This is a genomic window from Cellulomonas sp. P5_C5 (genome assembly GCF_054049655.1).
Window position 1 is genome coordinate 16,850 of the sequence record NZ_JBFULY010000040.1, and the last position, 13,405, is coordinate 30,254.

Below are 13,405 nucleotides of genomic sequence, written 5' to 3' on the forward strand. Positions count from 1 at the left end.
GCGACGGCGGCCGGTGATCTCCAGCCCCCGTTCGCAACAGGGCGACCACGGCGGGTCTTCCGAGACGGTGGTCACATCGTCAACGTCGTGTGTCCATTTCCAACGTTGTAGAACTGTGCCAGGATGTGCCACGGCGAGCCCCACAACGACGTGGAAGTAGAGGACACCCGATGAAGCGCACTCCCCTGACGCTGGTCCTGATCGTGATCGCGAGCCTGCTCGGGCTGGTCGGCGTGACCGCCCCCGCGACGGCCGCCCCGGCGCACCGGCCGCCGGCGACGCGCCCGGTCGACCCCATCGCGCACGACCCGACGATCGTCAAGGAGAAGGGCTGGTACTACGTCGCCATCACGGGCGACGCCGCGTTCGACGACACGTACCTGCCCTTCAAGCGCTCGCGCGACCTGGTGCACTGGGAGGAGCTGGGCCCGGTGCTCACCGAGCTCCCCGCGTGGGTGCTCGAGTCGCTCGGGGTGACGCCCGAGAACGCACCGCGGGACGCCTGGGCACCCGACCTGAGCTGGTCCGGGACCGAGTGGCGCCTGTACTACGCGGTGTCCCAGTTCGGCACCAACAACTCGGTGATCGGCCTGCTGACGTCCCCGACGCTGGCGAACGCGCAGTGGCAGGACCGAGGCCTCGTGGTCCGCTCGCAGCCGGGCGTCGACACGTTCAACGCCATCGACCCGAACCTCGTCGTCGACGCGGCCGGTGCCACCTGGCTGTCGTGGGGCTCGTTCTTCTCGGGCATCCACATCGTGCCCGTCGACCCGGGCACCGGCAAGCCCGTCGCCGGTGCGCAGCTCGTCGCGATCGCGCAGCGCCAGTTCGCGCCGAACGCCGAGGAGAACCCGACGATCGCGTTCCACGACGGCTACTACTACCTGTTCGTCTCCTGGGACTACTGCTGCCGCAGCGTCGAGAGCGACTACCGCACGATCGTCGGCCGGTCGGCGAGCCTGACCGGCCCGTACGTCGACGCCGACGGCGTCCCGCTGCTCGGCGGCAAGGGCGGCACCGAGGTCCTGCGCGGCTACAACGAGTTCGTCGGAGCCGGCGGCGGCGACCTGCTCATGGAGAAGAACGGCCGCACCGGGCTCTTCGTGAACCACTACTACGACGCGACCGACGGCGGCGCCCCGCGCCTGAACGTCCGCACCCTGACCTGGGGTCGCGACGGCTGGCCGGTCATCAGCGAGCCGATCAACCCGAGCCGGTCGATCGGCCACGGCGACGCGTTCGTGCAGCTCGTCCCCCGGGACGGCACGGCCGTCGTCGAGAACGCCGGCTGCGGGTACGAGGGTGCGAACATCGCCCTCTGGCTCGACCTGGAGAACCTGTGCCAGCAGTGGCAGCTCTCCGACCGCGGGAACGGGACCCGGATCCTCAACCGGTTCAGCAACAACGTCGCCGAGGTCGGTGCCTGCACCAACGTCGACGGCGGCAACGTGGCGCAGTGGGGCTGGCTCGGCTTCCTGCCGAACAACGACTGCCAGCGGTGGAGCTTCGCCGCGGCGAGCGACGGCTGGACGACGGTCGCGAGCGTCCTGCCCGGCAACCGCACCTGGACCGTGCAGGGTGGCCCGGTGCCCGGCGCCAACGTCGCGATCAGCACGCCGACCGGCGGCACCGACCAGCAGTTCCGCGTCGAGCCGGTGGGCGATGTGCTCCTGGCGAGCCCCACGGACGCCGACCGGACCCTCAGCGTGGCGCGCTGCCACGGGCCCCGTGCCGGCACGGTCACGTTCGAGCCTCGGGACCCCCGTGCGTGCCAGACCTGGCGGGTCGCGTCCGTGCCCGGGACCGCCGGGTACACCGTGCGCAGCGTCGAGGCGGACGTCCGGCGCGGGCAGGTCGCGTGCCTCGGCTCGGACCTGACGCTGGTCCGCACGGCGAGCGACGGGTCCGGCTGCGGCACGTGGACGCTGCTGCCGACCGACGACGGGACCTGGTCGCTGACCAGCGGCGGGACCACGCAGGCGGTGCGCGTCCTGCTGCCCTGACCGGCGAGCACCGGCCGACGACGGGATACTGGCGGGTAACGCCATCGACGGCCGACAGGAGCACACCGTGAAGACGACGCACACCCTGGACGCACCGGGAGCGACCCTCACCTACGACGTGCGAGGGCCGCTCCCGGCGGCGGACGGCCAGGTACCGCTGCTGCTCGTCGGACAGCCGATGGACGCGTCCGGCTTCGGCACGCTCGCGTCCCACTTCCCGGACCGGACGGTCGTGACCTACGACCCGCGCGGCCTGGGACGGAGCACGCGCAGCGACGGCGGCCTGTCGAACTCGCCCCAGCAGCAGGCCGAGGACCTGCACCTGCTGGTCGGCGAGCTCGGCGGGACGGTCGACCTGTTCGGCAGCAGCGGGGGCGCCGTGACCGGGCTCCACCTGGTGGCGACCCACCCCGAGGACGTCCGCACGTTCGTCGCGCACGAGCCGCCCGTCCTGTCCGTCCTGCCCGACGCGGACCAGGCGTTCGCGGCGGAGCAGCGGGTCCAGGAGGCGTACCACCGGCGCGGCTGGGGCGCGGGGATGGCCGCGTTCATCGCCCTCACGTCCGTGCAGGGCGGGTTCACCTCCGACTTCGGACGTGAGCTCCCCGACCCGTCCGCCTTCGGGCTGCCCACCGAGGACGACGGGTCCCGCGTCGACCCGCTCCTGTCGGGGGCCTCCAACGCGATCACGGCGTACCGGCCGGACGTCCAGGCCCTGACCAGCGCGTCGACCCGCGTGGTCGTCGCGGGGGGCGTCGAGAGCCAGGACACGCTCACGTGGCGCACGTCGGCGGCCCTGGCCTCGGCGCTGGGTCAGGCGCTGACCGTGTTCCCCAGCAACCACGGCGGGTTCCTCGGCGACGAGTTCGGCCAGGCGGGCCAGCCGGAGGCGTTCGCGGCGCGCCTGCGCGAGGTCCTCGACGGCGGGGCGTGAGGCACCGCCCCGCCGTCTGCGACCTCAGCCGGCAATGCGCGCCATGTGCCGAGCGGCTCGCAGCCCGAAGACGGCGGCAGGTCCGATGGTCGAGCCCGGACCCGGGTACGTGCGACCCATCACGGAGGCCGAGTTGTTGCCCGCGGAGTAGAGCCCCTCGATGACGGAGCCGTCGTCGCGCAGGACGCGGGCGTCCGCGTCGGTCACGACCCCGCCCTTGGTGCCCAGGTCGCCGATGACGACCTTGAACGCGGTGAACGGGCCCTTCTCGAGCGGGCCGAGGTTGGCGTTGGGGTGCACGGTCGGGTCGCCGTAGTAGCGGTCATAGGCCGAGTTGCCGCGGCCGAAGTCCGCGTCGACGCCGGAGCGGGCGAACCCGTTGAAACGGTCGACCGTGGCCAGCAGTCGAGGCGCGCCGATGCCCCGCGCCAGCTCCTCGAGCGTCGCCGCCTTCACCATGGTGCCCGCGGCCGTCATCGCCTTGGTGACGCGGGGGTCCATCGCGTAGCTGCGCAGGTAGCGGCGGGCGTGCCGGGCCTCCGCGACGAGCCAGTACGTGCCGTCCTTGTCGTGGTCGAGCATGTGATGGCCCAGGTCGACGTAGGACTCCGACTCGTTCGCGAACCGGTCCCCCTCCGCGTCGACCATGATCGAGTACGGCATCGACCGCTCACCGACGAGGAATCCGGGGCTCGTCCCGGGCAGTGGCGCGACCGACGCACCCCACCAGGCGTCGTCCATGAGCTCGACCGACGCACCGAGGTCCTGGACCATCTCGAGGGTGCTGCCGACGTTGCCCGGGTTCCCCGACGGGTTGCCGTCGATGCCCTGGTACTTCTGCCGCAGGATCGTGTTGTGGTCGAAGCCGCCGGCGGCGAGCACGACACCGCGGGTCGCGGTGACGGTCACCGGTCGCCCGTCGCGCACGGTCCGCACCCCCACCACCCGGCCGTCGACCACCACGAGGCCCTCGACCGGAGCGTTCAGCCACAGGGGCGTGCCCTGCTTCTGGACCACGACGTCGAGGAACGCGCACGCCAGCCCGGCACCGGTGCCGACAAGGCGCTTGCCGCGGACTGCTCCGCCGAGCGTCCGGAACACGAAGCCCGCACCGCGCACGAAGCCGGCCGGCGTGGACCATGACCGGCTGAGCAGCCAGACGTCGTCGGTCTTGAGGGGCAGCGGCATGAGCGCCCGGCTGGTCTTCCACCAGGCGCCGATCTTCTTGGAGTCGAACGGCTCGACCTCGAGCGCGCGACCGATCTTGCCGCCGGGGAGCTCCGGGTAGTAGTCGGGGTAGTCGGCGGCGCGGGCGAAACGCATGCCGTACTTCTCGGCGGTCGTGACGAAGTCGTCGACGCCGTCGACGAACGCCTCCTTGCGCTCCCGGGAGGTGGCCCGGTAGTCGTCGCCGATCGTGGCGTCCATGTAGGTGAGGGCCTCCGCGCGGGAGTCTCCGACGCCGGCGCGCCGCCCGAGCGGGTTGTCCGGCAGCCACATGCCGCCGCCCGACATGGCGGTGCTGCCGCCCCACTTGTCGGTGGACTCCAGCATGAGGACGCGCAGTCCTTCGTCGGCTGCGCCCATGGCGGCGGCGAACCCCGCCCCACCCGTGCCGACCACCACGACGTCGTAGATGAGCTCGGACATTCAGCGCTCCTTCGGTAACCGGACAACATTGTCCGGATGTCTAGGATGACAGCATGCCCAACGCGTCCCGCGGAAGCAACCGCGGCCCCGCCGCCGCGCCGGAGAACCGCCGAGCGCTGCTCGACGCGGCCCGTCGCGTGTTCGCCGACCGCGGCTACCGCGCCCCGCTCAGCGCCATCGCACAGGAGGCGGGCGTGGGCCAGGGCGTCCTGTACCGCCACTTCCCGACACGTCTGGACATCGCGATCGCGGTGTTCGAGGAGCACTTCGTCGAGCTCGAGGCCATCGCCGCGGCGCCTGAGGCGGGCGCGTTCGGTCGCCTCTGGACGAGGCTCGTGGAGCTCACCGTCGAGGAGTCCGCGTTCGTCGAGATGTTCCTGGAGGCCAGGCACGACCTGGCGKAGAGCGACCTCGCCGGCCGGCTGCCCGCCCTCGTCGAGGCCACTCTTCCGCGCGCGCAGGAGGCTGGACGCGTCTCTGCCCACCTCACCGTCGAGGACGTCCTGCTGCTGCAGCGCATGGTCTACGGCGTCGTCGCGACGGCAGTGACCGACGACGAGGCCCGAGCCGCGGTGGCCCGGGCGCTGGCGCTGCTCGACGGGGTGCTGGAAGGCTGACACCCGCCGGGTGGACGATGGAGAGATCACCCGCGGACCGAGGAGTCGAGATGGCATCGCAGGACGAGCGCGCGACCGGGATGGACCTCCAGAAGCTGATCCGGCTGATCACGCTGGCGCTGGGGGTCGCGGCGGTCGTCAAGGAGCTGCGGACCCCGCCCGAGGAACGCACCTGGAACGGTGTCCTGGGGTTCATCCCGTACGACTTCCGCATCCCGACCCTCGCGCGGGTCAAGGAGCGCATGTGGGACCCGGAGGGCGCGCACCTGATCAGCCCTCGGGTGTTCGGCGTCGGCTGGACGCTCAACGTCGGCCGGCTGGTCGAGCTGGTGCGGCAGCGGGTCACGTCCGCGGGCTGAGGTCCGCGCCTCGCGGGGCCACTGACCCCGACCTACGCTCGAGAGGGTCTGCCAGACCGAGCCACGGGAGGACGTTCATGGGCACCATCACCACGACGGACGGCACGGAGATCTTCTACAAGGACTGGGGCTCGGGCCAGCCCCTCGTGTTCAGCCACGGCTGGCCGTTGTCGGCCGACGACTGGGACACCCAGCTGCTGTTCTTCCTCCAGCACGGGTACCGCGTCATCGCGCACGACCGCCGCGGCCACGGCCGTTCCACGCAGACGAGCGACGGCCACGACATGGACCACTACGCCGACGACCTGGCGGCGCTCACCGAGCACCTCGACCTGCACGACGCCGTCCACATCGGGCACTCGACCGGCGGCGGCGAGGTCGTGCACTACCTCGCGCGGCACGGCGAGAGCCGGGTGGCCAAGGCGGTGCTGATCAGCGCCGTCCCGCCGATCATGGTGCAGACGGAGGCCAACCCGGGCGGACTGCCGAAGGAGGTCTTCGACGGGCTGCAGGAGCAGGTGGCCACCAACCGGTCGAGCTTCTACCGCGACCTGGCCGCGACCGCGTTCTACGGCTTCAACCGCCCCGGCCGCGAGCCGTCGGAGGCCATCATCGAGAACTGGTGGCGCCAGGGGATGATGGGCGGCGCCAAGGCGCACTACGACGGCATCGTGGCGTTCTCCCAGACCGACTTCACGGAGGACCTGAAGACGATCACCGTCCCCGTGCTGGTCATGCACGGTGACGACGACCAGGTCGTGCCCTACGCGGACTCCGGCCCCCTGTCCGCGGAGCTGCTCCAGAACGGCACCCTGAAGACCTACGCCGGCTTCCCGCACGGGATGCCGACCACGGAGGCCGCGACGATCAACGCGGACCTGCTGGAGTTCCTGCGGTCCTGAGCGGATGACGAGGGCGGCCGTGCGGCCGCCCTCGTCGTGCGTCAGCGCCGTCCGCGCATCGCGTCCAGGACCACCGTGAACACGTCGGTGTTGTCCTGCGCGCGGGCCAGCCGGTCCGCCCGCGGACCCTCGGCCGTCAGCGGGGTCGCTGCGCCCGTGTGGCCGCCGGTCGTCCAGTCGACGGTGAACTCCAGGTCGCTGTTCGCGATCGGGAAGGGCCCGTCCTCAAGACTCTGCACGACCGCGGGGTCGGTGCTGTCGGGGTCGCCGGACTCGTCGGAGCCGGAGACGTTCTCGATCGCCAGCCCGCCGGTCTCGTGGTCACCGACGACCACGACGAGGGTGTCCTTGTGCTTCGCGACGTACTCGCGGACCAGCGCCACGGTCGCGTCCAGGGCCTGCCCGGCCTGGATGGTGCGAGCAGCGTTGTTGTTGTGCGCGAACTCGTCGATGGCCTCCTCCTCGACCAGCAGGAAGAACCCCTGCCGGTCGCGCGAGAGGACGTCGAGGGCCTTCGCGGTCATCGTGGTGAGCGGCACCACGGGGGCGTACTCGTCGCCCTGCCCCTCCGGGAACTGCTCGAACATCTCCTCGTTGGCGAACAGGCCGAGCACCTTGTCGGACCGGGTCGAGGCGAGCTCGTCGGGCGTGCTGACGTAGTCGTAGCCCAGGCCCTCGGCCCGCTCGACCAGGTTGCCGATCGTGCTCTTGCTCTCCTCCGGCCGCGGGTCGGCGGGGTCGTCCGGGTAGGCGCCCGGATCGCCGACGGGGTACCACCAGTCCTCGCCGCCGCCCAGGATGACGTCCGGCTGGGTCTCCTCGATGAACTGCCGCGCGATCTCGCTCTGGTCGCCGCGGTCGGGGACGTGCGAGCCGAACGCCGCGGGGGTCGCGTCCGTGACCTGGGCCGTCGTGACCAGCCCGGTCGCCTTGCGCAGGTCCTTCGCGTGCTCCAGCAGCGTCTTCACGGCATTGCCGTCCACGTCCACCGAGACCGCGCCGTTGTACGAGCGGACCCCGGTGGCGAACGCCGTGGCGCCGGCCGCCGAGTCCGTGACGGCCTCCTCCGGGTCCAGCGAGTCGGTGTGCGTCCAGCCGGCGTACCGCAGCGAGTCCATCTGCAGCTGCCCGTCCTTGCCGACCGTCGCCAGCCGCGTGGCGTCCCGCGCCGCGAGGCTCAGGCCGTCGCCGACCATGAAGATCACGTTCTTCGCGACCGCCCGGTCTCCCCCGCGGCCACGGTCCGCGTCGTCGCGGTCACCGCCGCCGGCGATCCCGCTCGTCGTGAGCCCTGCCGCGACCAGCGCCGCGGTCCCTGCCACTGTCCATATGCGTCGTGAGCTGAGCATGGTGTGCCGTCCCTCGGTCGAACCTCGTTGTCCACCTCGACGGCGGCCAGGTTTCTCGACCGTCTCACCCATCGTTCGACGGTACGGGTGAGGACGCATCCCGGGCGGGGTCAGGCGGGCACGCCGAGGACGTCGAGCGCCTGCGCGGTCATGGTCGTCAGCGGGACGACCGGCGCGGCTTCCGGCGCGGGACGATGGCGCCCACGAGGCGGCCCCCCATGGCGCTGACCACGACGTGGAACACGTCGGTGTTGTCCTGCGCGCGGGCCAGCCGCTCGGCGCGCGGACCCTCGGCCGTCAACGGGGTCGCCGCCCCGGTGTGCCCACCCGTCGTCCAGTCGACGATGAACTCCAGGTCGCTGTTCGCGATCGGGAACGGACCGTCCTCGTCCCCTTCGGGCTGCGACGACGCGTTCTCGATCGCCAGCCCACCGGTCTCGTGGTCCCCCACGACGACGATCAGGGTGTCCGGGTGCTTCGCCTTGAACTCGCGCACCAGCGCCACGGTCGCGTCGAGCGCCTGCGCCGCCTGGAGGGTGCGGGCAGCGTTGTTGTTGTGCGCGAACTCGTCGATGCCCTCCTCCTCGACCAGCAGGAAGAACCCGTCCTTGTCGCGGGACAGCAGCTGGAGCGCCTTCGCGGTCATCGTCGTGAGCGGGACGACGGGCGCGTACTCGTCGCCCTTCCCCTCCGCGAACGGCTCGAACATCTCCTCGTTGGCGAACAGGCCGAGMACCTTGYCGGACCGGATCGCGGCGAGCTCACCGGGGGTGCTGACGTAGTCGTAGCCCAGGCCCTCGGCCCGCGCGACCAGGTTCCCGATCGTGCTCTTGCTCACCTCGGGCCGCCGGTCGGCCGGGTCGTCCGGGTAGGCCCCGGGGTCACCCACGGGATACCACCAGTCCTCGCCTCCGCCCAGGATGACGTCCGGCTTGGTCACCTCGAGGAACTGCCGCGCGATCTCGCTCTGGTCACCGCGGTCGGGGACGTGGGAGCCGAACGCCGCCGGGGTGGCGTCCGTGACCTGAGCCGTCGTGACCAGCCCGGTCGACTTGCGCAGCTGCCTCGCGCGCTCGAGCAGAGTGGTCACGGGGTTGCCGTTCACGTCCACCGAGACGGCCCCGTTGTACGTCCGGACACCCGTCGCGAACGCCGTGGCTCCGGCGGCCGAGTCGGTCACGGCCTCCTTCGGGTCCAGCGAGTCCGTGTGCATCCAGCCCGCGTAGCGCAGCGAGTCCATCTGCAGCTGCCCGTCCTTGCCGACGGTCGTCAGGCGCGTGGCCTCGCGCGCCGCCAGGCTCAGGCCGTCGCCGACCATGAAGATCACGTTCTTCGCGACGACCGCCGTGCCGACGCGGGTCTGCTCGCCCGTCACGAGGGTCCCGCTCGCCGTCAGCCCGGCCGCGAGCGCGACAGCGGTAGCGGCTCCGATCCCTGCGCGTCGTGAGCTGAGCATCGTGTGCCGCCCCTCGGTCGAACGTCGTTGTCCCCTCAACACGGGCAGGGTCCCGACCGGACAGTCCGTCGTCCGACCGCGTGTCCCCAGGACCCACCCTAGGGACGTGGCGGTCGGCAGACCACGACCTCGAGGTCGTCCCCCCGGAGTGTCACCGCCCCGGTCGCGGCCGGCAGCAGCACCGTGTGCCCGCGACGCAGCGGCGCGGACCCGTCGTCGGTGACCAGCGTGCCCGTGCCGTCGACCACGACGAGCACCGCGAGCCCGGCGTCCACTCGGTGCGGACCGGTCCACCGCTCCACGCGGAAGAACGCCGCCGCGTCGGGGAGCAGGTCGCCGGCGGACGCCGCGGTCGCACCGCGCAGGTGCGCGATCTCGTCGGCGGACCACCCGCGGCGGTCGACGGCCGCGAGCGCGACGTCGAACCCGAGGCCCAGGTGACCGTCGGTGGCGCCGTCGATCTCGAACCCGGACCACTCCAGCAGGATCGACAGGTCGGTCGGCTCCTGAAGCTCGACGACGAGCGCGCCCTGCCCGATCGCGTGCGGCAGCCCCGCGGGGACCAGCACGGCGTCCCCCGCGTCGAGGTCGAGCACGTGCATCGCGCCGAGCATCGCGTCGGTGTCCTGCGTCCGGACCCAGCCGACGAGCTCCTCGACGCCGACGTCGCGCACGAACCCGAGGTGAACCCGGGCCGGCTCGAGCACCACCCAGGCCTCCGTCTTGCCGTGCGCGAGGCCCAGGTGCTCGGCGGCGAACGGGACGTCGGGGTGGGCGTGCACCGGCAGGCGCTGGCCCGCGTCCAGCAGCTTGACCAGGAGTGCGGGGTCGGAGCCGTACGCGGCGACGTGCGTGGCACCGAGCCACGACACGGGGTCGGACTCGACGGCGTCGCGGAGCAGCCGGCCGTCGGGCAGCACCGTCAGCCCGACGGGCTCCTGGCGGAACACGGACGTCGTCGAACCCACCCAGTCCTCCGGCTCGTGGCTGGCCGCCGGGCCGCCGCCGCGCAGCCCGGCGATCTGGCGGCCGCCCGCGTAGAACCGGTCGGCGGGCTGGTTGGCGGGGAGGAACAGCGGCTTCACGGGAGTCCTTCGACGGCGATGCGGACGCCCGTGCGCCAGGTGGCGCCGGGCTCCAGCACGGGGGCGCCGGCGTGCGGGAGGACCCGCTCCGGACCGAAGAGCGGGGCGTTGGTGGGCTCGACGCCGAGCACGTACGCGCCGCGCGCCGGCCAGCTCCACGTGCACAGCCGGCGCAGGGTCTCGCCGGTCCAGGTCACGACGACGTCGGGGTACTCCGCGTCGCCGACGAGGGTGGCCCGTGCGCCGCGCACGCCGAGGTGCTCGGCGACGACGGGGGCGAGACCGGGCGCGGGTTCCGGGGTGACCAGCGGGTGGCGGTCCGCCGGGAGCGGCTCGCGGACGACCCACTCGTCGGCGTCGACGTCCAGGCGCACGCCCGGGCGCAGGAAGGGCGCGCCGAGGTTGACGTGGTACAGCAGCGGGACACCGACGCCCTGGTCGCCGACGTTGCGCACCACGTCGCTGACCTCGACGGCCGGCGTGCCCGTGGACGCCACGACCGACCGCTCGACGAGGATGCGCGGACCGCCGAGCGAGGTGTGCGCGACCGTGCCCGTCACGCGCACCTGCCAGGCGTCGGCCACCCGCTCGCGCGCCCAGTGCACGTCGACCGCGGGCGTCAGGTGGTGGGTGCCGTGCTGGCCCGACGACCCGCGCGGCTCCCCGATGTTGTCGGGGCCGCACGTGGCCAGGAGCCCGCCCAGGAACCGCGCCTCCCAGTCGCGCCCGGGACCCGGGTCGACGGGGTTCGGGGACCTCCAGGCCAGCGGCGTCGACCCCCACCACGTCGCCCCGAGGTCCAGGCCGCGCTCCGGCAGGACGTCGAACGCGAGCCCGCCGGCCAGCCGCACGGCGATGACGCCGCCGCGCACCTCGACGGTCGCCAGGGCGTCGGGCTGGGAGACCCGACCGTCGTCGGTCAGGTCGGCCCAGGTCGTCATCGCGGGTCCAGCGCGGCGAGGAAGCCGCCGACGAACGAGTCGCCCAGCCCGATCGTCGTCGGCGTCGCGACGCCGGTCAGGTCGAGCGCCGGGACGACGCACGCGTCGGGGCCGAGCAGGTCGGCGACGTCGGACACGAGGAGTTGCGCGGTCGTGCCGGGCGTCAGGGATGCCGTCGCCGCGTAGTCCTCGGCGGTGAACCCGTCGCCCATCCAGTAGCGGGTGCTCGCCATGGTGATCCCGCCGACCAGGGCGGGTCGTAGCGAGGCGGCCCGCACCCCGACCGCCAGTGCCCAGTACTTGGTGTGCACCACCAGCGTCGGCGCCGGGACCACCTCGTGCAGCTCGCGGACGGCCTTCGCGACGGTCGGCGCGTCGAGCAGGTCGACCGTGCGTCCGAGGTAGGCCTGCATCTCGTCCTCGTTGAGGCTGTAGATGTCCGCGGACCACACCATCTCGTCGCGCACGCGTCGGCTCAGCGCCGGCACGTGGTACCCCGCGTCCTCGAAGACGACCAGCGCGTCCGGCGGGAGCGCCCGCATCGCGTCGCGCACCTGAGCCAGGCGGGACTCGAGCGTGGCCGGGTCCTGGATGACGTTGAACGACGACAGCAGGAAGACGTCCGCCGTCCGCAGCGCCTCGGGCAGGTCCGCGGCGACCCGCAGCTCGCGGTGCGGTGGGTCGTTGGCGTAGATCACGCGGTTCGGGTGCGCCGCCACCAGCTCGACGTCGCCCACCCGGACCCGGGTCCCTGCCGGGTACTGCACGATCAGGTGCGGGTCGAGCGTGTCCTGCACCGCGCTCGACACGTAGTCGACGGAGGCCGGCAGCAGCCGCCGGACGTTGTCGTCGATCGAGACCAGGTGCATCGTGCTGGGGATGCCCAGCACGTCCATCGCGATCGCCGCGCGCACGCACGTCCCCCCGAGCGTGACCTCTCGGGGGAAGCGCGCGGCGAACTCCTCGACGATGTCGGAGGAGGCGACGAACCGCTCTCCCCCGACAGCGTCGCGGACGAACGCGAGCAGGCTCCGCACGAGGTCGCGCACGGAGTCGACCGGGGTGGTCAGGTCGAGGTCGTCGGGACCGATTCCGTGCTCCGCAGCGAGCTGCTCGAGCACGCCCGCGTCCCAGCGGATCTCGTAGTCGACCGTGCCACCCATGCCCAGCACGTACCTCGTGCTCATCGGCCGGCTGCTCCTTCTCGCGTCGTTCCTCGCCGTCAGTACAGGTCGGCCTTGCCGGCGGCGTCGAACAGGTGGATCTTCTGGGCCGCGACMTCCTGCATGGCCTCGATGCACGGCGGCTGGATGCTGTTGGGCTCACGCAGCGAGGTGTCCGCCAGGACCTCTCGCATCTTGTCGTGGTACGCCACCTTGATGTCGCTCGAGATGTTGATCTTGTTGACCCCGAGCTTGACCGACTGACCGATCTCGTCGTCCGGGTTGCCGGAGCCGCCGTGCAGCACCAGCGGGATGGGCAGGAGCGCCTTGATCTGCTGCAGCAGGTCGAGCTTCAGCTGCGGGGTCACATGCTTGGGGTACAGGCCGTGCGCGGTGCCGATGGCGATGGCGAGGCTGTCCACGCCGGTGCGCTGGACGTACTCGACGGCCTCCGCCGGGTCGGTGAACGCGATCTGGGAGACGAGGACGCCGTCCTCCGCCTGCTCGTCGAGCTTCCCGATGGTGCCCAGCTCGCCCTCGACCGACAGGCCGACCGCGTGCGCGGTGTCGACGACCTTCCTGGTGATCGAGACGTTGTCCTCGAACGGCTGCATGGACGCGTCGATCATGGCCGACGTGAACCCGAGCTGGATGGCCTCGAGCACCTGCTCGTAGGTGCCGCCGTGGTCCCAGTGGATCGCCACGGGCACGGACGAGCGGTGCGCACGCTGGATGAGCGCGGCGAGCGCGTCACCACCGATGTGCGACACCTCGTCGGGGTGGATCGCGACGATGAGCGGGGCGTTCAGCTTCTCGGAGATCTCGAAGATCCCCTTGCCCATCGCGTAGTCGCTGATGTTGAAGGCGGGGATGGCGAAGTAGTTCTCGTTCGCCACCGCGAGCAGGTCTCGGCCGTTCATCAACATGGTGTGTGTCAACTTTCCTG

Annotated in this window: 12 protein-coding genes; 5 read left to right on the top strand and 7 right to left on the bottom strand. The window is 72.0% G+C overall.

Going from position 1 to position 13,405, the window contains the following annotated elements:
• Positions 1–170: 170 nt before the first annotated feature.
• Both ACXJKF_RS20810 and ACXJKF_RS20815 read left to right on the top strand, forming a co-directional pair.
• Positions 171–2,003: a family 43 glycosylhydrolase gene (locus tag ACXJKF_RS20810; protein WP_456789637.1), complete on the top strand. Its 1,833-nt coding sequence runs from the start codon at positions 171–173 to the stop codon at positions 2,001–2,003.
• Between the two features lie 67 nt (positions 2,004–2,070).
• Positions 2,071–2,937 carry an alpha/beta fold hydrolase gene (locus tag ACXJKF_RS20815; RefSeq protein ID WP_456789638.1) on the top strand — a complete coding sequence of 289 codons (867 nt, stop codon included), beginning with the start codon at positions 2,071–2,073 and terminating at the stop codon, positions 2,935–2,937.
• A gap of 24 nt (positions 2,938–2,961) precedes the next feature.
• Here the strand turns inward: ACXJKF_RS20815 and ACXJKF_RS20820 are convergent, their stop codons facing one another.
• Entirely contained in the window at positions 2,962–4,587 is a 1,626-nt protein-coding gene (locus tag ACXJKF_RS20820; RefSeq protein ID WP_456789639.1) for an FAD-binding protein, read from the bottom strand.
• A gap of 53 nt (positions 4,588–4,640) precedes the next feature.
• Between ACXJKF_RS20820 and ACXJKF_RS20825 the strand changes: the two genes are divergently transcribed.
• The 3 genes from ACXJKF_RS20825 (at position 4,641) to ACXJKF_RS20835 (ending at position 6,465) form a co-directional block, all read left to right on the top strand.
• On the top strand, positions 4,641–5,204 hold the full coding sequence (locus tag ACXJKF_RS20825; RefSeq protein WP_456789641.1) for a TetR family transcriptional regulator: 564 nt from the start codon (positions 4,641–4,643) through the stop codon (positions 5,202–5,204).
• Positions 5,205–5,254: 50 nt separating this feature from the next.
• A complete protein-coding gene (locus tag ACXJKF_RS20830) occupies positions 5,255–5,563 on the top strand; it encodes a DUF5808 domain-containing protein (RefSeq protein ID WP_456789643.1) in 309 nt (102 codons plus the stop codon).
• Positions 5,564–5,640: 77 nt separating this feature from the next.
• Entirely contained in the window at positions 5,641–6,465 is an 825-nt protein-coding gene (locus tag ACXJKF_RS20835) for an alpha/beta fold hydrolase (RefSeq protein WP_456789645.1), read from the top strand.
• 41 nt (positions 6,466–6,506) lie between these two features.
• Here ACXJKF_RS20835 and ACXJKF_RS20840 read toward each other — a convergent pair whose 3' ends face one another.
• The 6 genes from ACXJKF_RS20840 to ACXJKF_RS20865 all read right to left on the bottom strand — a co-directional run.
• Entirely contained in the window at positions 6,507–7,787 is a 1,281-nt protein-coding gene (locus tag ACXJKF_RS20840; RefSeq protein WP_456789646.1) for an alkaline phosphatase, read from the bottom strand.
• A gap of 184 nt (positions 7,788–7,971) precedes the next feature.
• Entirely contained in the window at positions 7,972–9,270 is a 1,299-nt protein-coding gene (locus tag ACXJKF_RS20845; RefSeq protein ID WP_456789647.1) for an alkaline phosphatase, read from the bottom strand.
• 98 nt (positions 9,271–9,368) lie between these two features.
• Complete coding sequence (locus ACXJKF_RS20850) at positions 9,369–10,355, bottom strand: class I mannose-6-phosphate isomerase (RefSeq protein ID WP_456789648.1); 987 nt, start codon at positions 10,353–10,355, stop codon at positions 9,369–9,371.
• Positions 10,352–11,296 carry a DUF4432 family protein gene (locus tag ACXJKF_RS20855; RefSeq protein ID WP_456789649.1) on the bottom strand — a complete coding sequence of 315 codons (945 nt, stop codon included), beginning with the start codon at positions 11,294–11,296 and terminating at the stop codon, positions 10,352–10,354. Before ACXJKF_RS20855 ends, ACXJKF_RS20850 begins: the two co-directional genes overlap by 4 nt.
• Entirely contained in the window at positions 11,293–12,483 is a 1,191-nt protein-coding gene (locus ACXJKF_RS20860) for an ADP-dependent glucokinase/phosphofructokinase (protein ID WP_456789650.1), read from the bottom strand. The genes ACXJKF_RS20855 and ACXJKF_RS20860 overlap by 4 nt, the downstream gene beginning before the upstream one ends.
• 35 nt (positions 12,484–12,518) lie before the next feature.
• The coding region (locus ACXJKF_RS20865) for a ketose-bisphosphate aldolase (protein ID WP_456789651.1) at positions 12,519–13,405 on the bottom strand (887 nt) is incomplete at its 5' end.